This is a genomic window from Nocardioides maradonensis (assembly GCF_054777115.1).
This window is the reverse complement of the sequence record NZ_BAAHAZ010000007.1, coordinates 99197-119677: the sequence shown is the minus strand read 5'-3', so window position 1 is coordinate 119677 and position 20481 is coordinate 99197. Positions and strand designations below refer to the sequence as shown.

The window sequence follows — 20481 nt, the reverse complement described above, 5'->3', positions numbered from 1 at the left end:
CCGACGCTAGTCGGTCTCCGGTGGCTCGTCCTGCGGGGGATGCCAGCGGTGCAGCGCCGGGTCGTCGGCGGCGTACGAGCGCACCGGGCCGGGGCCGGTCTCGGCGGTCTCGAACCGGACGGTCACGACGCCCCTGCCGGCACCCCACACCCAGCCGCGGCCCCTCTCGTCGTGCTCGACGTCCATGCCGGGCCGGTAGTCGGCGGCGCGTTCGTCAGGGAGGACGACCTCCTCGGGCTGCTCGGTGCTGGTGCCGGTGTCCGCGGCGTCGTCGAACAGCTCGTCCTGCACCCAGTCGGCGAGCCCCGAGACACCCACCCCGAGCAGGCGTACGCCGCCGACCGGGTCGAGCTCGGTGAGGAGCCGCTTGGCGACACGGGTGATCACGCCGGGGTCGTCGGTGGGGCCGTCCAGGGTGCTGGAGCGCGTCAGCGTGGTGAAGTCGTAGAGCCTCACCTTGAGGGTGATGGTGCGGCCGGACAGCCCGTTGCGGTCCAGGCGGTCGGCGACCTGGCCGGCCTGGCGGGTGACGATCGCCGCCATGACGGCGCGGTCGGTCACGTCGGTCTCGTAGGTGCCCTCGACGCTCACCGACTTGGTCTCGCGCTCGGGCTCGACGCGGCGGTCGTCACGGGCGCGCGCGAGGAGGTACAGGCCGCGGCCGTGCGCCTGGCCGAGGACACGGACCAGCTCGTCCTCGCTGAGCCGCTCCAGGTCGGCGACGGTCCTGACGCCGATCCGCTTGAGGCGCTCCACCGTCGCCGGGCCGACGCCGGGGATGACCGAGACCTGCATCGGGCGCAGGGTCTCCTGCTCGGTGCCGGGCGGGATGACCCGCAGCCCATCCGGCTTGTCGAGGTCGCTCGCGATCTTGGCCAGGAACTTCGAGCTCGCCAGGCCGACGGACGCGGTGAGGCCGCCCGTGGCGTCGTGCACCTCGGCGCGGAGGCGCTGCGCGAAGGCGGTCACGGTGGGGGTCTCGAGGTCGGGCAGGTCCGCGGCGGCGAGGTCGACGAAGGCCTCGTCGAGCGACAGCGGTTCGACGAGCGGGGAGTACGAGCGCAGGATGCCCATCACCACCTGGCTCGCGGCGCGGTAGGCGTGGAAGCGGCCGGTGAGGTAGGCGGCGTGCGGGCAGAGGGCGCGCGCCTCCCGGGTCGACATGGCGGAGCGGACGCCGTACACGCGTGCCTCGTACGACGCCGTCGACACCACGCCGCGCCCGCCCGTCCCGCCGACGACCACCGGCTTGCCGCGCAGGGAGGGCTTGTCGCGCTGCTCGACCGCGGCGAAGAACGCGTCCAGGTCGAGGTGCAGGATCGATGCGGTCGTCCTCATGCCGCGTCACCTCGCCCTCGCACCGGCTCAACCTAACGGTGCGCGCGGACAGCTCCGGCGCCGACGTCCCACTGGCCACTTCCGTCCCATCCTGTGCCACCTGGACGTCCACAGCCACCGGGCGGCGCGGCACCGTCCACAGGCGCTCCCCGCGCAGCCGCCCGTTGTCGGCCCCCGTCGTGAGGTTGGGGCGCATGACGAATCGCCCGACTCCCGACCCCGTCCGCCACATGACCGCCCGGAGCCCCGAGGACCTGCTCGCGCTCGCGCCGGTGCTGCTCGGCTTCTGGCCGGCCGAGGACGCCGTGATGCTGACCTTCGCCACCGCACGGCCGTTCCACGCCCGGCTGAGCCTCCCCGACCGTGCCTCGCCTGCTGCGCTGCGCGACCTCGAGGAGAAGATCCTCGGCCCCGCCCGCCGCCTCGGCGTCGGCGCCGCGGTCTTCCTGGTGTTCGGCTCCGACGAGCAGGTCGCCCGCGCCGTGCTGCGCACCCTGCGTCGCGGCGCCCTGGGCAGCGGCATCGACGTGGTCGCCTGCATCTGGGCCGACGGTGTGCACTACCGGATGCTCGGCGCTCCGTCGGTCGACGACGAGCCCGTCGCCTACGACATCAGCAACCACCCGTTCGTCGTCGAGGCCATGGTGGAGGGCCGGCTCGCGTACGGCAGCCGCGCGGAGATGGTCGCCGCGCTCGAGCCCGATCCGGTGGCGTGCGCGGAGGTGGCGGCGGCTCTGCAGCGCCTGGGGTTGGCGGGCGCCGGCGGGCCCCCCGGCGAGGTGGAGGTCCGCCGCGCGGCGCGGTGGACCGAGCGCGCCGTCCGCTCCTACGTCGCCGACGACGAGCCGCTGGACGCCGAGCAGCTGGCGCGCCTGGTCTGGACGATCCAGGCGGTCCCCGCCCGGGACGCCGCCTGGGGCCTGATCGATCGCGGGACCGCGGTGGAGCACCGTGCGTTCTGGGCACGCGTGCTGCCCCGGACCCCGGAGCGGCTGGTGCCGCCCGTCGCCGACCTGCTCGGGTTCGCGGCCTGGCAGGCCGGCGACGGCGCGCAGGCCTGGGCGGCGGTCGACCGGGCCCAGCGGGCTCGGCCGGAGGACTCGATGGCCGGGCTCCTGGCGGGCCTGCTCGAGGGTGCGGTCCCGCCCGACGCGTGGTCGGCGTGAGGGAGGTCAGCCCGGGGCGTGGCCGGGCAGGTTGCGGTGTCGCTGCCACGTCCGGCCCGTCCCGGTCCGCGGGTCGCACCAGGAGTGCCGGGTGACGACCACGAGGTCCAGCGCGACCTTCAGCTCCGCGCCGGCCGCACGCACCGCTGCCGCCCAGAGCTGGTCGTCGCTCGTCGGGCGGCCCGGCCCCGCTCGGGTGAGCCACACGAGCGGCACCCGTCCCTCGGCGAGGGGCCGCCGTGTGATCGCCTCGATCATGTCCACCCGCAGCGTGGCGTCGAGCTCCCAGGAGGGGTCGAGTTCGAGGGTGCGCTGGGTGCCACCGGGGATGCCGACGTGGAGCACGCTCGGGCACGTCCGGCCGCTCATCGAGGCGGCGTGGTCGACGACGGCGCGCCGCAGGACCCGGCGCAGCGCCGGCGTGAGGGGCTCCTCGATGCTCACCCGCAGCAGCCTGCACGACCTCCGTGGATCGTGCAGGCGTCCTCCACAGGCAGACGGCCTACCGGCCCGCTTACCAGTGCACGCCGCGGAAGACCTGGGCGAGCAGCATCTGCTCGGTCTCCCGCCGACCCGGCGTCGGGGCCTCGGCCGCGTCCGCGGCCGCCTCGGACGCGGGCTTCTGGCCCTTGGCCGCCGCCGAGTCCGGGAAGACCTGGTAGGCAAGGTTGAGCACCCGGAACGCCGCCCGCGGGGCCACCGTATGGGCGAGCTCCCCGGCGGTGCCGAGGGCGGTGTTGATCTCGTGGGGCTTCTCGACGAGCGCCTTGATCACCACGTCGGCGGCCTGTGCCGGCGAGATGGTGGGGAACTTGTCGTAGATCTTGGTCGGGGCGATCATCGGCGTCCGCACCAGCGGCATGTGCACGTTCGTGAAGGTGATGCCGTTGCCGACGACCTCGGAGGAGACGACGTTGCTCCACGCGTCGAGGGCGGCCTTCGACGCGACGTAGGCCGAGAACCGCGGCGGGTTCGTCTGCACGCCGATCGAGGAGATGTTGACGATGTGGCCCGAGTGCTGGGCGGTCAGCTGCGGCATCAGGCCGATGATCAGCCGGATGGCGCCGAAGTAGTTCAGCTGCATCGTGCGCTCGAAGTCGTGGAAGCGGTCGTGCGACAGCTTCAGCGAGCGGCGGATCGAGCGGCCCGCGTTGTTGACCACGAAGTCGACGCTCGGCAGCTCGGTGATCAGCCGCTGGCACAGGTCGTCGATCGCGCTCAGGTCGGAGAGGTCGCACGGGAACACCCGTGCCTCGCCGCCCCGCTGCTCGATCGTCGCCTTCGTCTCCTCGAGCTTGTCCTTGCCGCGCGCGACCAGCACCGGGATGCCGCCGGCCTGCGCGACCTTGAGCGCGGTGACCTTGCCGATGCCCGAGGACGCGCCGGTGATGACGACGTACTTGCCCTTGAGGGCGGCCCGGTTGCGGGCGCTGCGCGCAGTCGAGTCGTCCAGGTTCTCCTCCCAGTACGACCACAGCGTGCGGGCGTAGGTCTCCAAGGGCGGCACCGAGATGCCCGACCCGGCGAGCGCCCGCTGGGCCCTGGAGTCATCGAACACGGAGTGGAACGACGTGTGCGCGAGGGCCTCGGCCGGGACGCCGAGGCGGCCCAGCGTCTGGTCGAGGAGGGCCTGGGCGGGGGCCGTGCGCACCACGGAGTTGAAGATGTTCAGCGGACGCAAGGCGCGGGGGAGCAGGCTCGTGGCGGCCGAGGTCGCGTCGAGAGGGGTCGCGAACCGCGGGGCGCCCGCGGCGGCGGCGAATGCGTTCATCGACTCCACCACCGGCTGCGGCTCGGGGTTCACCAGGTGGAACGCCTCGCCGTCGTGGCCCGGGAGGTGGGCGATGTGGTCCATCGCCTTGGCGACGTAGTCCACCGGCACCATGTTCGTGTCACCGAGGTCGACCCCGACCAGGGGGAGCCAGCCGGGCAGGCTGTCGCGCATCCGCTTGAGGAGCGGGAAGAAGTAGTACGGCCCGTCGATCTTGTCCATGGCGCCGGTCTGGGAGTGCCCCAGGACGATCGCCGGCCGGTAGATGCGCCAGCCCATCGTGGCCTCGTCGCGGACGATCTTCTCCGACTCGTACTTCGTGCGGTGGTACGGCGAGGGCAGCGGCTGCCCCTCCTCGAACATGTCCTCGGTGAAGCGGCCGTGGTAGTCGCCGGCCGCGGCCACCGAGGACACCTGGTGGAAGGTGGTGACGCCGAGCGCGTCGGCCAGCTCCAGGGCGTTGCGGGTGCCGTCGATGTTCATCGCGTCGTTCGTCGCGTCGTCGGCGGTGATGTCGTAGATGGCGGCCAGGTGGAAGAAGTGCTCCACCTTGCCGGCGTGCTCGTCGATCCAGGCCTGGTCCACGCCGAGAGCGGGCGCGGACAGGTCGCCGATCACCGGGGTCACCCGGGACGGGCCCCACCGCCGGATCAGCGGCTCGAGCCGGTGCACGGAGGAGGCCCGGCACAGGACGTAGATCTCGCCATCGCGGTGGTCGACGAGCTCGTCGACGAGGTAACGACCGATGAAGCCGGTGGCACCGGTAACGAAGTAAGCCATGACCCGGACCCTACGCCGGATCGGGCCTCATTCTCCCGTAGGTCCGAACATGATCTCGTCCCAGCTCGGGACGGATGCGCGGCCGCGCTTCTTCTGGGCCTGGCGGCGGTGACGTGCGGCGTCCCCGGCGTCCTCGGAGGGGGTGTCCTCGGAGGACGCCGCCGCGGTCTGTGCCTCGGCCGGCGCCGGCTCGGGGACGGTCGAGCGCAGCGGCTCGTCGAAGGGCAGGTGGCCCTGGCCGGCGGGCGGCTCGGCCACGGGCGTGGGGGAGTCGACGAGATCGAGGGCGTCGTCGCCGAGCGACCCGCCCAGCGGGAGGTCGGCGGCGTTGGTCGAGGCCATCCGGCGCGCGCGGAACTGCTGCAGGTCGTCGACCGGCTCGGCGACCGGGGTGGCCTCGACCAGGTCCCCGATCAGCCACCGCGCGTCGTCGTCATCGGTGAGGGCGTAGTTGCCGGGGGCGTCGTAGGTGAACCGGGCGGTACCGCTGCGACCTGCGACGGCGTAGGTCGCCGTGAGCACCCACCGACCGGTCTCGCGACGGTAGGCGTCCCAGGCGACGTCCTCCGCCTTGCCGCCCACGGAGTCGAGGTGGGTGGCGACGGCGTCGCCGAGCACCCGGTTGATCGGAGGCGTGCTGGGCTCACCCGGCCCGCGGCGCAGGGACGCCCGCTGCGCGGTGGAGGCGACGTGCTCGCGCTCGGCGACGACGGGAGCGACGTACGGCATGATCGCCTCGACCGTGGTCCCGGCCGCCTCGGCCACCGATTCCGGTGACTCGCCGGACCGGATCCGGTTCTGGATGTCACGGGGGCGCAGGCTGCTGGTCATCTTGGTCTCCGTTCGGCGGGGCGTGCCACCGTGGACCGACGTGCGGAGGAGCGGCGTGATCTCCAGGTGGAACTCGCCACCGTCCTCGTTGCGCAGGAGCAGGGCACGGCCGGAATCGGTCACCCGCACCAGCGTGAGCCGGGTCGGGGAGGGCGGTTCCGGCGCAGCCAGGGGATCCCCGGTCTCCTCGGGGGCCTGGTCAGGGTTGCGCTCGTCGTCCACGGTGGGGCGAGCCTACGCCGCCCGGGGCGCCGCGACGTGCGGCACGCCCACCGGTTGACGATCTGTCGACAATTTCACCGCGCGGTGAGCCGCTCAGAGCTCGGGCACGACGACGTCGAGCTGGGTCCCCTTCGCGCCCGGGGTGCCGAGCTCGACCGTCCAGCCCAGTCGCTCCAGCGCGGCGGCGAGCGCTGCCGGGGTGCGTGGGTCGGCGCCGTCCTCGAGCAGGGCGCGCACGATGCGGCCCTTGGTGGCCTTGTTGAAGTGGCTGACCACCTTGCGCTGTCCGCCCGACTCGTGCAGCACCCGGACGGTCGCGACGCGGCCGGCCAGCTCGGCGGGTGGGCGCCAGAAGGCGGCGTACGTGCTCGAGCGCAGGTCGACGAGGAGACCCTTGCCCAGGGCGTCGGTCACGGCCGGCCCGAGCGCGTCGCGCCACACGCCGGCCACGGGACCGAGGCCGGGGAGGGAGGCGTCACCGGAGAGGCGGTACGCCGGGATCCGGTCGCCCAGGCGCACCAGCCCGAACAGCGAGGAGGTGACGGCCAGCCGGGAGCCGGCCCGCCGCTTCGCCGCCGCGGAGAGCGAGGCCACGTCGAGGGCGTCGTACAGGACCCCGGTGTAGATCCGGTCCGCACGCGCGGTCGGCGCCGACGGGAGAGCGGCGTTGCGCTCGACCAGGTCGGCCTGGCCCGCGGAGAGCCCGAGCACCTCGGAGGCGCGGCCGGCGTCGTCGCGGCACAGGGCCACCAGCGCCTCGAGCACCTTCTCCCGCGCAGGCGTCAGGTCCGGGAGCGCGAGACCGTCCAGGTCGAGCGCGGCTCCCCGGCGCGGGGAGGTCTTGCCCTCGCTGGGCGGCAGCAGGATCAGCACGGCCGCCAGGATAGGAGTGGCGCATGCGGGCCCGGGGATAGGGTCGAGGCCATGCCGCGAGACGTCGTGTTCCGGGTCAGGGCAAGCTCGCCCCAGCTGCAGCAGGGTCTGCAGCGGATCGCCGAGGAGCAGCACCTGCCGGGGGAGTTCCCGCCCGAGGTGCTGGCCGCCGCCGAGAAGGCCGCGGCCGCGGTCGTGCTGCCGGACCTGGACCGCACCGACCTCCCGTTCCTCACCATCGACCCGGCGGGCTCGATGGACCTGGACCAGGCGATGCACCTGGAGCGCGACGGCCAGGGCTACGTGGTGCACTACGCGATCGCCGACGTCGCCGCCTTCGTGACCGCCGGTGACTCGATCGACGAGGAGGCCCGCCGCCGCGGCGAGACCCTGTACGGCGCCGATACCCGGATCCCGCTGCACCCGCCGACGCTCTCGGAGAACGCCGCGTCGCTGCTGCCCGACCAGGTCCGTCCGGCGCTGCTGTGGACGATCGGGCTGGACGAGAACGGAGCCCAGCGTTCGGTCGAGGTCGAGCGGGCGAGAGTCCGCTCCACCGCGCGGTGGTCGTACGTCGATGCGCAGGCCGCCCTCGACGGCGGCACCGCGCCCGAGGTGATCGCCCTGCTCGCCGAGATCGGGAAGCTGCGGGAGACGCAGGAGGTGGAGCGCGGGGGAGTCTCGCTTCCGCTTCCCGAGCAGGAGATCACAGCCCAGGACGGGTCCTTCTCGCTGTCGTTCCGCGAGCAGCTCCCCATCGAGCTGTGGAACGCCCAGATCTCGTTGCTCACCGGGATGGCCGCGGCGGGACTCATGGTCGAGGGCAAGATCGGCATGCTGCGCACGCTGCCGCCGCCGGACCCGCGCGACGTCGAGCGGCTGCGTCGCGTGGCGCAGGCCTTGCAGGTCGACTGGCCGGCCGACGAGGACTACCCGGCGTTCATCCGCGGGCTGGACCCGAAGCGCCCGGCCGACCAGGCGATGACGGTGGCGTGCACGCGGCTGCTACGCGGCAGCGGCTACACCTCCTTCGACGGCGAGCTGCCCGAGCAGCGCGTGCAGAGCGCGGTGGCGGCGGAGTACGCCCACGTCACGGCCCCCCTGCGCCGCCTCGGGGACCGGTACGTCGGCGAGGTGTGCCTCGCCCTGAGCGCGGGTCGGCCGGTGCCCGACTGGGCGCGCAGCGCGCTGCCCGACCTGCCGAAGCTGCTCGAGGACTCGGGACGTCGCGCCCACACCTACGAGCGGGCCGTCGCCGACCTCGTCGAGGCGGGCATCCTCGCCGACCGGGTAGGACAGACCTTCAACGGCACGGTCACCAGCGCGGACGAGAAGGACCCGACCCACGGCGTGCTGATGGCCGCTGCCGTCGGGGTGGAGGCGCCGGTCACGGCGGACGCTCCGCTCCCGGTCGGTCAGGACGTCCGGGCCACCCTGGCGGTCGCCGACGTGGCGCAGCGCAAGGTCGAGTTCAGGCTGACGGCCCCGTGACGAGGGTCCTCGTCACGGGCGGGGTGAGGTCCGGCAAGTCGGCCCACGCGGAGGCGCTGATCGGCGCCTGCACGGGACAGGTCACGTACGTCGCCGCGGGTCCGGCGTACGACGACGCCGACTGGGCCGCGCGCATCGCCAAGCACCGCGCGGCCCGGCCCGACCACTGGACAACACTCGAGACCGGCGACGTCGCGGGAGCGATCGCCTCCGCGACTGGGCCCGTCATCGTCGACTGCCTCGGCACCTGGCTGCAGGGCATCCTCGACGACGCCGAGCTCTGGGACGCGCCGGTCGAGGACGCGGCGCGGGTCGTCGGTGAGCGCGCTGCCGCGCTGGTCGACGCCCTGGCCGCTGCGGGGGAGAGGGCCGACATCGTCCTGGTGACGAATGAGGTCGGCCTCGGCGTCGTACCCGACCACCGCTCCGGCCGGCTGTTCCGCGATCTCCTCGGCACGGTCAACCAACGGGTCGGCGCGGCCTGCGACCGGGTCCACCTGGTGGTGGCCGGCCGCGTGCTCGAGCTCTGAGGCCTTCGTCGTACCTGACCAACGCGTTGGATTTCCGCCGACAACACAACGCGTTGGTCAGGTACGACGCGTCCCGGCGGCCCTCAGACCGTCGCCGCGCCCAGCACGAGGACGGCGAAGGCCAGCTCGATGGCAGCCCCGAACACGTCGCCGGTCACGCCGCCGAACCGATGGATGCAGCGCCAGGTCAGGACCGTCACGGCGATCCCCGCGAGGGCGACCGTGACCGGGCCACGGACCGGGTCGACGACCACCGACGCGACCGCCAGCGCCGCCCAACCCAGCACGGTCACGGCGACCGGGATGGTCCGGGTGAAGGTGAGGCCCAGGCCGTCCGGTCGGGCCGGGGGCACCCACGCCGCGGCGGTGATCCACAGCGCCATCCGGGCCGCCATCACGCAGCCGCAGGCGATGAGCGGGTGCTGCCAGTCGGCGTGGTCCCGGGCGACGAGGTGGTTGAGCGCCGACGCCTGGATCGCCAGGACGAAGAACAGCCCCGCCGTACCGGCGGGTCCGGAGGCGCCGGTCTTCATGATGGCCAGCGACCGCTCCGGCCCGTACGGCGCGGTCAGCCCGTCGGCCACGTCCGAGAGCCCGTCCAGGTGCAGCGCCCGGGTGCCGAGGGCGAGCGCCCCGAGCGCCAGGAAGGCCGCGCTGAACGACGGCAGCCCGACCACCCGGCCGGCCCACAGCACCAGGCCGACGGCGATGCCGAGCGGCGCCACGGCGAGCGGTGCCATGAGCAGTGCGCCCCGGGCGGTCCGGCGCGACGGCTCGAGCACCACCCCGACCTGGAGGACCGTGAGCATCCCCACCGAGAGGCGGAGGCTGCGGATCACGGCATGAGGTCGGCGAGGAGGGCGACGTCGCGCAGCAGCGCGCCGGCGGAGCGTACGACGGGCACGGCGGCGACCGCGCCCGATCCCTCGCCGAGCCGCAGGCCCAGGTCCAGGACCGGCTCGATGCCGAGCTTCTCCAGCGCGAGCGACTGGGCCGGCTCGGTGGAGCGGTGCCCGGCGGCGAACCAGGCGGCGGCACCCGGCGCGATCCGGTCGGCCGTGAGCGCGCACGCGACGGACATGAGCCCGTCCAGCAGCACCGGTACGCCGCGCTCGGCCGCACGCAGCAGGTACCCGACCGTCGCCGCGAGGTCCGCGCTCGACACCGCCTGCAGCGTCTCGATCGGGTCCTCGAGCCTGCTGCCGGCCCGGTCGAGGGCGGCCTGCACGACCTCGGTCTTGTGCGCGAGCGCGGCGTCGTCGACGCCGGTGCCCCGGCCGGTGACCTCGCCCGCCGGCAGCCCGAGCGCGGCGGCGATCATCGCCGAGGCAGGGGTCGTGTTGCCGATGCCCATGTCGCCGCTGAGCAGCAGCTGCGCGCCGGCCGCGATCTCCTCGTCGGCGATCGCGCGACCCGCCGCGAGGGCCTGCCGGGTCTCCTCGGCGGTGAGGGCGTCCTCGAGGTGGATGGCGCCGGAGGAGCGACGTACCTTGTGCGCGCGGACCTCGTCCGGCACGCCCTCGAGGTCGTCGTCGACACCGATGTCGAGGACCCGCACCTGCACGTCGTGCGCGGCCGCGAGCGCCGAGACGCCGGCCAGGCCGGCGACGAACGTGCGCACCATCGCCCCGGTGATCTCCGGGGGATAGGCCGAGACGCCGTGCTGGGCGACGCCGTGGTCGCCGGCGAAGATCACGAGGCGCACGTTCGTCAGCGGCACCGGCGGGCACTCGCCCTGGGCGGCGGCCAGCCAGACGCCGAGCTCGCCGAGCCGGCCCAGCGCCCCGGCCGGTGTCGCCAACCCGGCCAGCCGCTCGGCGGCGGCGGCGTGGACGGCGGGGTTCGGCGGCGCGATCGAGTCGGTCATGCCTGCAAGATAGCGACCGCACGGCCTGGTGGCGCAGGGCGCACGGATGCCGGTCAGGTGGCCAGGATCACCAGCACCAGGAACAGCGCGACGAGGCCGATGAGCAGCAGCATCCCGGACAGCTCCGGGTCGCGGACCGACTCGTCGAGGTCGGTGCCGAGGTGGGTGTGGTGGGTGGTCATGGCCGAGATTCCCCCGTGGTCACGTCCGAGTTATGACACACCTGCAACGACGAAGTCGACCGAAGATCACGGTTGGCGGTAGAAGTTCACCCGTGGGTCACTCCGTGCTTGCCGTCCCGGTGCCGGCCCTGGAGGGCTTCGTCCGGGCCCGCTGGGAGCACTACGACCCGAGCTGGGTGTCGGCCGATCCGTCCTTCACCCATGCGCACATCACCGTCCTCGCGCCGTTCCTCGAGGCCCCGGGCGAGCGCGACCTGGCGGTCCTCGGCGCACTGGCGGCCCGGACGCCCGCCTTCGACTTCGCGCTCCACGACGTCGTCGCCTTCCCGAACGGCATCATCCACGCGCCGCCCGTGCCCGGCGACCCGTTCACGCGCCTCACCGACGCCGTGCGGACGGCGTACCCCGACCTGCTCCCGTACGCCGGCGAGTTCGACCCGGTCCCGCACCTGACCTTGGACCACCTGACCGCCGAGATCTCCCCGACGACCGTGGCACAGGCCCTGGCCGGCACGCTGCCGGCGTGCTGCCGCGCCGACCGCCTCGAGCTGCACCGGTACGCCGAGGGCGACTGCAAGGTCCTCGCGAGCTGGCCGCTGGCCGGATAGCGTGCCCGCATGGAGCTCGTCGAGTGTCAGTGGTGCCAGGCGCAGTCCGATCCGGGAACGACCACCTGCCCGCAGTGCGGGGCGCCGCTGGACGCGGCCGACCTGGTCAGCGACTCCGGCTGGCGGGAGGCTCCGCGGATGCGGGACATGGAGCACTTCCGGTTCTCCGCCTCGACCGTGCAGGTCGAGGGGACGATGGTGCCGGTCGCCGAGGTCAACCTGGCGCAGGGTGACTCGGTCTACTTCGAGCACCACGTGATGCTCTGGAAGGACGCGCACACCCCGCTGGCGGCGTACAACGTGCAGGGCGGGGTGAAGCGCAGCCTGGCCGGGATGCCGCACATCGTCACGGCGGCGTACGGGCCCGGGCGGATCGCGTTCTCGCGTGACGCCCCGGGCGAGCTGATGGTCATCCCGCTGCCGCCGGGCGCGGAGCTCGACGTGCGCGAGCACGCGTTCCTGGTGGCCAGCCACACCACGGCGTACTCCTACGTGCGGATCAAGGGCCTCACGAACCTGCTGCACGGCGGCAACGGCATGTTCATGGACCGCTTCGTCACCGGAGGCGCCCCCGGTGTGGTGATGCTGCACGGCAACGGCAACGTCTTCGAGCGCCGGCTCGCGCCCGGCGAGCGGATCCAGGTCGAGCCCGGCGGCTTCCTCTACAAGGACGCCTCGGTGCAGATGAACACCGTGCAGCTCGACGTCAAGACGGGCATGTTCAGCAAGGGCCTGTACGTCGCGGAGTTCGTCGGCCCCGGTCGCCTGGGCATCCAGTCGATGTACCACCACCACGGGAGCGACTGATGACCGCGACCTCTCCGGGCGTGGCCGGCGCCGACTACACCTGCAAGTACTGCCGGCTCCGCTCGCAGCTGGCCGAGACGCAGCGCTCCTGCCCCTGCTGCGGCGCGCCGGTCGACCTGCGCGACGCGGTCTCGGACTCCGGCTGGGTCGAGCAGCCGCCGATCGCGGACATGACCCGGATCCAGTTCGGTCGCAGCCGGGTGCAGGTCGAGGGCGACCTGGTGCCCGTCGCGGACTTCGCGCTGGACGCCGGCGACTCGGTCTACTTCTCGCACCACAACCTGCTCTGGGCCGAGCCGGGCGTGCGGATCACCAACCACCCCAACGCGGGTGGGTGGAAGCGGCTGCTGGCCGGCATGCCGTCGTACATGCTCGACGCGACGGGCCCGGGCCGGATCGGCATCTCCGACAACCACGCCGGCGAGGTCATCGCCGTACCCCTCCCCGCCGGAGGCGCGATGTGGGTGCGTGAGCACCGCTTCCTCGCCGCCACCGGCGGCATCGACTACACCTTCGTCCGGACCGGGATGTGGTTCCAGACCGGGTACGGCGACGACCGCGAGACCCACTACCCGCTCGGCATGTACGACGACGTGTTCGTCGCCCGCAACGAGCCCGGCCTGCTGCTCCTGCACGCACCGGGCAACACCTTCATCCGCGACCTGGCCCCGGGCGAGCACATCCTGGTCCAGCCGCGGTCCCTGCTCTACAAGGACCTGTCGGTGCAGATGGGCCTGCACCTCGAGGCGCCGTCGATGCGCGGCTGGTCGACGTGGCGCCGGTTCCAGGTCCGCACCATGTTCCTGCGTCTGGTCGGGCCCGGCCGCGTCGCCGTGCACTCGGTGTTCGAGAACGAGCTCGAGGGTGAGGCGGTCACCGGAGGGAGCTACACCACGCAGCAGTGGTGACGACTCAGCGGGACAGCGGGCTCCGCCCCGCCAACGTGTAGCCGTTCTCGGGGCGGCCCGTGCTGCCGTAGCGGGGCTCGAGCCGGACGATGCCGTGCTCGAGCAGGTAGGTCAGGTAGCGCGCTGCCGTGCTGCGGCTGATGCCGACCTCGGCGGCCACCTCGGAGGCCGACATGTTGCCGCCGTCGGCGACGGCGCGGCGCACGAGCTCCAGGGTGGGGGCCGAGTGGCCCTTGGCGGGCCGGTCCAGGCCGGCATCGGGTGGGCGGAGCATGCCGAAGAGCTCGTCGACCTCGCTCTGGTCTGCCTGGTCGAGGTGCGAGAGCCGGTGGCGCAGCTGCCGGTAGGACTGCAGCCGCTTGTCCAGCGCGGCGAACCCGAAGGGCTTCATCAGGTAGTGCACGGCTCCGAGCTGCATGGCCGTGCGGACCGTGGCGACCTCGCGGGCCGCGGTGATCACGATGACGTCGGGCGGGTCGGGGCGCTCGAGGAGGCGGCGTACGACGTCCAGGCCGTCGCCGTCGGGCAGGAACACGTCCATCAGCACGAGGTCCGGCCGGTGCTCCTCGACCATCGCGATCGCCTCCGCCGCGGTGTGCGCGCGGCCGACCACGGCGAAGCCGTCGCTGCGCTCGACGAACGCGGTGTGGATCGCCGCCACGCGGAAGTCGTCGTCGACGACGAGGGTGCGGATCTGCGGGGTCATGCGTGCTGGACCTCCCGGCCGGTGTCGCTGTCCGAGGCGGCGGCCATCGGCAGCCGGACGACGAACCGCGCGCCCGGTCCGTCGCTGAGCGTGATCGACCCGTGCAGCCGCTGCACGAGCCGGTGGACCAGGGCCAGCCCGATGCCCCGGCGTACGCCGTCGGTGGTGGCCTTAGTGGTGAAGCCGTCCAGGAACACCTTCTCCCGCAGCCCCTCGGGCACTCCGGGCCCGTTGTCGCCGACCTCGATGAGGATCTCGTCCGCGTCGTCGCGCAGCGTGACCTCGATCAGGCCCGGTCCCGTCGTCGGTCCGGCCGTCACGGCGTCGAGCGCGTTGTCGATCAGGTTGCCGAGGATCGTGGTGAAGGCGTTGACCTTGTCGGGGTAGTCGGCCAGCCAGCTGTCCTCGGTGAGCCGCAGCTCCACCCCGCGCTCGTTCGCCGCCGCGGCCTTGCCGAGCAGCAGCCCGACCAGCGCGGTCGCGGCGACCCGCTCGCGGACGGCGTCGGCGAACCCCGCCTGGCTGGTCTGCACGTCGGTGAGGAAGGCGAGGGCGTCCTCGTGCTCACCGAGCTCGATCAGCCCGGCGACGGTGTGCAGGTGGTTGGTGAACTCGTGGTGCTGGGCGCGGAGCGTGTCGGTGAGGCGACGTACGCCGTCCAGCTCGCGGATCAGCCCGGCGATCTCGGTGCGGTCGCGCAGGGTGACGACCGTGCCGTGCGGCCGCCCGGCCAGGAACACCGGCATCTTGTTGACCAGCAGCGCGAAGTCGTCGGTCAGCACCACCTCGTCGTTGGCGGTGTCGCTGCCGGTCAGCACCTCGAGCAGCCGGCCGTCCGGCAGCAGGTCGCTCAGCCGGCCGCCGGTCGGTGTCATGCCCAGCCGGAGCAGTCGCCGCGCCTCGTCGTTGACCATCGAGATCCGGCCGTCGGGATCGAGCGCGATGACACCCTCCCGGATGCCGTGCAGCGTCGCCTCGCGCTCGCGCAGCAGCAGCGCGATCTCCTCGGGCTCCAGGCCGAAGGTGGTGCGCTTCAGGCGCCGTGCGAGCAGCCACGACGCGACGGCGCCGCCGGCCAGCGCCAACCCCGTCCAGAGCAGGTACGCCGGCAGCTGGTGCCGCAGCGCGGCGCCCACCGTCGTCTCCTTGATGCCCACCGAGACCTCGCCGACCATGGCGCCGGCGGCGTCGTAGACGGGTGCCTTGCCGTTGGCCGAGTCGCCCAGCGAACCGTGGTCGGTGCCGACGTGCGTGCGGCCGTCGATCGTGACGATCGGCTCCTCGATCGGCTGGCCGATCAGGGCCGGGTTCGGGTGGGAGTGCCGGATGCCGTGCATGTCCACGATGACGACGTACGTCGCCCCGGACTCCCGCTCGACGCGCTGCGCCAGGCGCTCCAGCGGCTCGGTGCACCCCGACCGGCCGGCCAGGCAGGCCCCCACGTCGGGCGTGCCCGCGACGGTGGCCGCGATCGCCACCGAGCGCTGCTCGTACTGGTGGTCGAGCCCGATCCGCGCCTGACGCGCGAACAGCACGAACCCGATCGCCACGGTGGCGACCAGGATGACGAGCTGCGCGGCGAAGATCTGCGTCGAGAGCCGGCGTGCGAAGACGGGCACGTGCTCATTGTGAAGGCCGTCACTCCGGGCGGCCAGCCGACGGCCGTGAGAAGAACGCGCAAAACCCCCGCAAATCGGAAGAACCGGACCTTGTGCGCAGAAGGTTCCGGTGTGACGGCCGTCATACCTAGCGTCCTCGCTGTTCACATCCACCGACGCGAGGAGACCCGATGTCGTCCCCCTCCCCCCGGACCGACCGGGAGAACGCCCGGATCGAGGTCGCCGGGCTCACCAAGCGGTTCCTGACCCCGTCCGGCACCGCGTTCACCGCCCTCAAGGACGCGACGTTCACCGTCGAGCCCGGCCAGTTCTGCGCGATCGTGGGGCCGACCGGCTGCGGCAAGTCCACCACCCTCGGCATGGTCGCCGGCCTGGACAAGCCGAGCCTCGGCTCGGTCAAGGTGGGCGGCGTCGAGGTCGACGGCGTGACGCCGGGCGTGAGCTTCATGTTCCAGGGCGACGCCCTGCTGCCCTGGAAGACGGTGCTCCAGAACGTCATGCTCGGCCCGATCCTCGGCGGCATGAACAAGAAGGACGCGGCCACCAAGGCCCGTGACTGGCTGCGTCGGGTCGGCCTGGCCGGCTTCGAGGACCACTACACCCACCAGCTCTCCGGCGGCATGCGCAAGCGCGTGGCCATGGCGGCGGCGCTCATCAACGAGCCCGACATCCTGCTGATGGACGAGCCCTTCGGCGCGCTCGACGTGCAGACCAAGGCGATCATGCAGACCGAGCTGATCGGCCTGTGGGAGGAGCTGCGGCCCTCCGTCCTGTTCATCACCCACGACCTCGACGAGGCCGTCGCCCTCGCGGACAAGGTCATCGTGATGACCGCGGGCCCCGGGTCGGTCAAGGCGTCGTACGACGTCGACCTGCCGCGCCCGCGCGGCGCGGTCCAGGAGCTGCGCTACGACCAGGACTTCCTGGAGATCCAGCACCACATCTGGCAGTCGCTCAAGGACGAGGTCGAGCGCGCCTACGCACGGTCCGCGGCGGTGGCGTCATGAGCATCACGACCCTCAATCGCGCGGAGAACAAGGAGAAGACCGTGGAAGAGACCGCCGACGACCGCTTCGCGGCAGCTGACCGCGAGGCGTCCGCGAAGGCCCGCCGGCTCCGCCTGCGGCGCCGTTCACTGGTGTGGTTCGGCAGAGCCGCCTTCGCCGTGATCTTCCTCGGCGGCTGGGAGTGGCTGTCGAGCATCACTCCCAACGGCTGGGACCACCCGCTGATCGACCCGTTCTTCTACTCGCGGCCGACCGACATCGTCCAGCGGCTCATCGAGCTGTTCCGCGACGGCACGTCGTACGGGTCCTTCTGGTTCGACATCCTGACCACGATGAAGGAGGCCGTCTACGGCTTCGGCATCGGCACCGTGCTCGGCGTCGTGGTCGGCGTGCTCTTGGGCCAGAGCGCCTACCTGGCCAACGTCCTGGGCCCGTACATCAAGATGATCAACGCGATCCCGCGCATCGTCCTCGGCTCGATCTTCGTCGTCGCGATGGGGGTCGGGTCGGCTCCGAAGATCGCGCTGGCCGCGGTGCTGGTGTTCTTCATCGTCTTCTTCAACGCCTTCCAGGGCGTGCGCGAGGTCGACGGCAACATCCTCGCCAACGCCAAGGTCCTCGGGGCCTCGCGGATGCAGATCGTCCGGCACGTCACGCTCCCGTCGGCCTTCACCTGGATCGCGGCGAGCCTGCACAGCGCGTTCGGCTTCGCCATCGTCGGAGCCATCGTCGGCGAGGTGCTGGGCGCCCAGCGCGGTCTCGGCCTGATCATCAAGACCTCCCAGAACCGATTCGACCCGGGCGGCGTCTGGGCCTGCATGCTCGTGATCATGGTCTGCGTCCTCGGCGCTGAGCTGTTGATCGGCATGGTCGAGAAGCGCCTTCTCTCCTGGCGCCCGCCGAGCCGCACCGAGTCGGCCGGTCTCTGATTTTCCTCCCCAAGCTCGACACAGCCTCACGCTCGAAAGGAACCATCATGTTGAGGAAGTCCCTGATCGCCGTCGCGATCACCGCGTCGCTGGCCGGCGGCCTGTCCGCCTGCGGCAGCGGCAGCCACACCAACGCCAACGGCGAGCCGATCGTGAAGATCATGGTCGGTGGTCTGGACAAGCAGATCTACCTGCCGTTCACGCTGGCCGACCGGCTCGGCTACTACAAGAAGTACGGCGTCGACGTGCAGCTCTCCGATGAGGTCGACGGCGGTGTGGGGGCCGAGGACGCGATGGCCTCCGGCCAGGTCGACATCGCCGGTGCCTGGTACATCCACGCGTTCGACTTCCAGGCCCAGGGCAAGGACGTCGAGGGCATCGTGCAGCTCGGCGGAGCCCCCGGTGAGCGCGAGATGTGCGCGACCGACAGCGGGGTGCACTCGGGTGCCGACTACAAGGGCAAGACGATGGGCGTCACCGACATCGGGTCGGGCACCGACGAGCTCACCCAGCTCATCGCCGCGAAGGCCGGCGTCTCGCACGCCGACTACCACACCCAGGGCGTCGGGTCGGGCGGCCCGGCCATCGCCCAGCTGCAGCAGGGGTCGATCGACTGCCTGATGACCACCCAGCCGACCGTCACCGGTCTGGAGAAGAAGGGTCTGGCCTACTCGGCCGTCGACCTCGCCACCACCGCGGGCGCGACGAAGGCCCTCGGCGGCGCCTGGCCCGCGGCCACGGCGCTCACCCGGACCGACTGGGTGAACTCGCACAAGACCGAGGCGCAGGCCGTGGTCAGCGCGCTCGTGGCGACCCTGCACTGGATGCACACGCACACGCCCGCCCAGATCGCCGACAAGATGCCGGCCGACTACGTGCAGAACGACCTGACCACCAAGGCCGACTACATCAAGGCGCTGACCCAGGACTTCGGTCAGTACACCGCCGACGGCATCATGCCGCCGACCGGTCCGGCGGTCATCGCCGACACCGAGAAGACGATCGGCACCGACGTGTCGAGCGTGGACCCGAGCAAGACCTACACCGACGAGTTCGCGAAGGTCGCCGACCAGCAGCTGGGCATCCAGTGAGCCTGTCCGGCTGAGCGTTCCGGTACGACGGCCCCGCATCCCCTTCGGGGGGTGTGGGGCCGTCGTGCTGCGGACTAGGTTGGTGCCATCTTGATGTGAGGGAGGCCACACACCCATGTTCGTCCCGTTCAGCACCAGCGACTTCCTGGCCCGCGCCGTCACCGTGTACGGCGAGCGGGTCGGTGTCATCGACGAGCCGGACCAGCCGGCTCCGAGCCTGGGAGACCTGACCTACGCGCAGCTGGCGGAGCGGGCCGCCGCGCTCGCCGCGAAGCTCGACTCGCTCGGCATCGGGGTGGGCGACCGGGTCGCGATGGTGACCCACAACAGCGCCCGGCTGATGACCGCCTTCTTCGGCGTCACCGGCTACGGCCGGGTGCTCGTGCCGATCAACTTCCGGCTCTCGCCGGACGAGGTCAGCTACATCGTCGAGCAGTCCGGCGCGCAGGTGCTGTACCTCGACCCGGAGGTCGCGGACTCCCTGTCCGGCGTGAAGTGCGAGCACACCTTCGTGCTCGGCAACGACGAGGACCTCTACCTCGAGGGCGTCGCGCCGCGGCCGTGGGAGGCCGACGAGAACGCCACCGCCACCATCAACTACACCTCCGGTACGACCGCCCGGCCCAAGGGCGTGCAGCTGACGCACCGCAACATCTGGGTCAACGCGCTCACCTTCGGCCTGCACGCCGGTGTCTCGGACCGCGACGTCTACCTGCACACGCTGCCGATGTTCCACGCGAACGGCTGGGGCATGCCGTTCACGACCACCGGCCTCGGCGTACCCCAGGTGGTGCTGCGCAAGGTCGACGGCGCCGAGATCCTGCGCCGCATCGAGAGGCACGGCGTCACCTTCATGTGCGCCGCTCCGGCCGTCGTGGCCTCGATCCTCGACGCCGCGCAGACCTGGGAGGGCGAGATCCCGGGCCGGGACACGGTGCGGATCATCTGTGCCGGCGCGCCGCCGCCCACCAAGACGATCCTGCGCATCCAGCGCGAGCTGGGCTGGGAGTTCATCCAGATCTACGGCCTCACCGAGACCTCGCCGCTGCTGACCATCAACCGCGGTCGGGCCGAGTGGGACGACCTGTCCGACGAGGAGCGCGCCGCGAAGCTGGTCCGCGCCGGTGCGCCCGCGCTCGGGGTGACGCTGCAGGTCGACGCCGAGGGCGAGGTCCTTGCCCGCTCCAACGTCGTGCTCGACGGCTACTGGGAGCGGCCCGACGAGACCGACAAGGCGCTCGGCGACGGCTGGTTCCACACCGGTGACGGCGGCACGATCGGCGACGACGGCTACCTGACCATCGCCGACCGCAAGAAGGACGTCATCATCACCGGCGGCGAGAACGTCTCCTCGATCGAGGTCGAGGACGTCATCTTCAGCCACCCCGAGGTCAACGAGGTCGCCGTCATCGGCGTCCCCGACGACAAGTGGGGCGAGACCATCAAGGCGCTCGTCGTCGTGGCGCCGGGGTCGACGCTGACCGAGGCCGACGTCATCGAGTACTGCAAGGAGCGGCTGGCCCGCTACAAGGCCCCCACCACGGTGGAGTTCCGCGAGGAGCTGGCCCGCACGGCGACCGGCAAGCTGCAGAAGTTCAAGCTGCGGGCGCCGTATTGGGACGGCCGCGACAGGCAGGTGAACTAGTTGGGCGCGAGCGCGTCGCCGCTGATCGGCGCATCCCGGGGTTCACCCACGCCCTCGCTCCGCTCGGTTGTGGCGGAACCCCGGCTCAGCGCCGGCGGCGCCGCGCTGCC

Annotated in this window: 20 protein-coding genes; 10 read left to right on the top strand and 10 right to left on the bottom strand. The window is 72.2% G+C overall.

Annotated elements, in window-relative coordinates:
- Positions 1 to 6: 6 nt before the first annotated feature.
- Entirely contained in the window at positions 7 to 1338 is a 1332-nt protein-coding gene (locus ACYVAQ_RS10145; RefSeq protein ID WP_460788913.1) for a DNA polymerase IV, read from the bottom strand.
- Positions 1339 to 1532: 194 nt separating this feature from the next.
- Here ACYVAQ_RS10145 and ACYVAQ_RS10140 point away from each other — a divergent pair, with 194 nt between their 5' ends.
- A complete protein-coding gene (locus ACYVAQ_RS10140; protein WP_460788911.1) occupies positions 1533 to 2504 on the top strand; it encodes a DUF4192 domain-containing protein in 972 nt (323 codons plus the stop codon).
- 6 nt (positions 2505 to 2510) lie between these two features.
- Here the strand turns inward: ACYVAQ_RS10140 and ACYVAQ_RS10135 are convergent, their stop codons facing one another.
- From ACYVAQ_RS10135 to yaaA, 4 genes are all read right to left on the bottom strand, one after another.
- Entirely contained in the window at positions 2511 to 2948 is a 438-nt protein-coding gene (locus ACYVAQ_RS10135; protein ID WP_460788909.1) for a hypothetical protein, read from the bottom strand.
- 70 nt (positions 2949 to 3018) lie between these two features.
- Positions 3019 to 5055: an SDR family oxidoreductase gene (locus ACYVAQ_RS10130; RefSeq protein WP_460788908.1), complete on the bottom strand. Its 2037-nt coding sequence runs from the start codon at positions 5053 to 5055 to the stop codon at positions 3019 to 3021.
- 27 nt (positions 5056 to 5082) lie between these two features.
- Positions 5083 to 6015 carry a septation protein SepH gene (sepH, locus tag ACYVAQ_RS10125; RefSeq protein WP_460789202.1) on the bottom strand — a complete coding sequence of 311 codons (933 nt, stop codon included), beginning with the start codon at positions 6013 to 6015 and terminating at the stop codon, positions 5083 to 5085.
- A gap of 186 nt (positions 6016 to 6201) precedes the next feature.
- Positions 6202 to 6981 (bottom strand): peroxide stress protein YaaA, encoded by a 780-nt coding sequence (gene yaaA / locus ACYVAQ_RS10120; protein ID WP_460788906.1) that lies wholly within the window; start codon positions 6979 to 6981, stop codon positions 6202 to 6204.
- 51 nt (positions 6982 to 7032) lie between these two features.
- Here yaaA and ACYVAQ_RS10115 point away from each other — a divergent pair, with 51 nt between their 5' ends.
- Together ACYVAQ_RS10115 and cobU are read left to right on the top strand one after the other, a co-directional pair.
- Complete coding sequence (locus ACYVAQ_RS10115; RefSeq protein ID WP_460788904.1) at positions 7033 to 8472, top strand: RNB domain-containing ribonuclease; 1440 nt, start codon at positions 7033 to 7035, stop codon at positions 8470 to 8472.
- The gene (cobU, locus tag ACYVAQ_RS10110; protein WP_460788902.1) at positions 8469 to 9002 is read left to right on the top strand and encodes a bifunctional adenosylcobinamide kinase/adenosylcobinamide-phosphate guanylyltransferase; all 534 of its coding nucleotides are present in this window, start codon (positions 8469 to 8471) and stop codon (positions 9000 to 9002) included. Before ACYVAQ_RS10115 ends, cobU begins: the two co-directional genes overlap by 4 nt.
- 83 nt (positions 9003 to 9085) lie before the next feature.
- Here cobU and ACYVAQ_RS10105 read toward each other — a convergent pair whose 3' ends face one another.
- The 3 genes from ACYVAQ_RS10105 to ACYVAQ_RS10095 are packed head-to-tail and all read right to left on the bottom strand — an operon-like array spanning position 9086 to position 11051.
- On the bottom strand, positions 9086 to 9841 hold the full coding sequence (locus ACYVAQ_RS10105; RefSeq protein ID WP_460788899.1) for an adenosylcobinamide-GDP ribazoletransferase: 756 nt from the start codon (positions 9839 to 9841) through the stop codon (positions 9086 to 9088).
- Positions 9838 to 10869, bottom strand: a complete 1032-nt coding sequence (gene cobT, locus ACYVAQ_RS10100) for a nicotinate-nucleotide--dimethylbenzimidazole phosphoribosyltransferase (protein ID WP_460788896.1) — start codon at positions 10867 to 10869, stop codon at positions 9838 to 9840. The genes ACYVAQ_RS10105 and cobT overlap by 4 nt, the downstream gene beginning before the upstream one ends.
- Positions 10870 to 10922: 53 nt before the next feature.
- Positions 10923 to 11051 (bottom strand): hypothetical protein, encoded by a 129-nt coding sequence (locus tag ACYVAQ_RS10095; protein ID WP_460788894.1) that lies wholly within the window; start codon positions 11049 to 11051, stop codon positions 10923 to 10925.
- Positions 11052 to 11143: 92 nt separating this feature from the next.
- On the opposite strand from ACYVAQ_RS10095, the gene ACYVAQ_RS10090 reads away from it, so the two are divergent.
- Genes ACYVAQ_RS10090 through ACYVAQ_RS10080 form a run of 3 tightly spaced genes read left to right on the top strand, consistent with a single transcriptional unit; the run spans position 11144 to position 13374 of the window.
- Positions 11144 to 11659 (top strand): 2'-5' RNA ligase family protein, encoded by a 516-nt coding sequence (locus tag ACYVAQ_RS10090; RefSeq protein WP_460788892.1) that lies wholly within the window; start codon positions 11144 to 11146, stop codon positions 11657 to 11659.
- A gap of 9 nt (positions 11660 to 11668) precedes the next feature.
- Positions 11669 to 12466, top strand: a complete 798-nt coding sequence (locus tag ACYVAQ_RS10085) for an AIM24 family protein (protein ID WP_460788890.1) — start codon at positions 11669 to 11671, stop codon at positions 12464 to 12466.
- A complete protein-coding gene (locus ACYVAQ_RS10080; protein ID WP_460788888.1) occupies positions 12466 to 13374 on the top strand; it encodes an AIM24 family protein in 909 nt (302 codons plus the stop codon). Before ACYVAQ_RS10085 ends, ACYVAQ_RS10080 begins: the two co-directional genes overlap by 1 nt.
- A gap of 4 nt (positions 13375 to 13378) precedes the next feature.
- Here ACYVAQ_RS10080 and ACYVAQ_RS10075 read toward each other — a convergent pair whose 3' ends face one another.
- Together ACYVAQ_RS10075 and ACYVAQ_RS10070 are read right to left on the bottom strand one after the other, a co-directional pair.
- Positions 13379 to 14080, bottom strand: a complete 702-nt coding sequence (locus tag ACYVAQ_RS10075; protein ID WP_460788886.1) for a response regulator — start codon at positions 14078 to 14080, stop codon at positions 13379 to 13381.
- Positions 14077 to 15699 carry an ATP-binding protein gene (locus tag ACYVAQ_RS10070; RefSeq protein ID WP_460788884.1) on the bottom strand — a complete coding sequence of 541 codons (1623 nt, stop codon included), beginning with the start codon at positions 15697 to 15699 and terminating at the stop codon, positions 14077 to 14079. Before ACYVAQ_RS10070 ends, ACYVAQ_RS10075 begins: the two co-directional genes overlap by 4 nt.
- A 170-nt stretch (positions 15700 to 15869) precedes the next feature.
- On the opposite strand from ACYVAQ_RS10070, the gene ACYVAQ_RS10065 reads away from it, so the two are divergent.
- The 4 genes from ACYVAQ_RS10065 to ACYVAQ_RS10050 all read left to right on the top strand — a co-directional run bounded on the left by ACYVAQ_RS10065 (position 15870) and on the right by ACYVAQ_RS10050 (position 20371).
- On the top strand, positions 15870 to 16706 hold the full coding sequence (locus tag ACYVAQ_RS10065; RefSeq protein ID WP_460788882.1) for an ABC transporter ATP-binding protein: 837 nt from the start codon (positions 15870 to 15872) through the stop codon (positions 16704 to 16706).
- Positions 16703 to 17635 carry an ABC transporter permease gene (locus ACYVAQ_RS10060; protein WP_460788880.1) on the top strand — a complete coding sequence of 311 codons (933 nt, stop codon included), beginning with the start codon at positions 16703 to 16705 and terminating at the stop codon, positions 17633 to 17635. The genes ACYVAQ_RS10065 and ACYVAQ_RS10060 overlap by 4 nt, the downstream gene beginning before the upstream one ends.
- A gap of 47 nt (positions 17636 to 17682) precedes the next feature.
- Entirely contained in the window at positions 17683 to 18726 is a 1044-nt protein-coding gene (locus ACYVAQ_RS10055) for an ABC transporter substrate-binding protein (protein ID WP_460788878.1), read from the top strand.
- 115 nt (positions 18727 to 18841) lie between these two features.
- On the top strand, positions 18842 to 20371 hold the full coding sequence (locus tag ACYVAQ_RS10050; RefSeq protein WP_460788875.1) for an AMP-binding protein: 1530 nt from the start codon (positions 18842 to 18844) through the stop codon (positions 20369 to 20371).
- Positions 20372 to 20481: the final 110 nt, after the last annotated feature.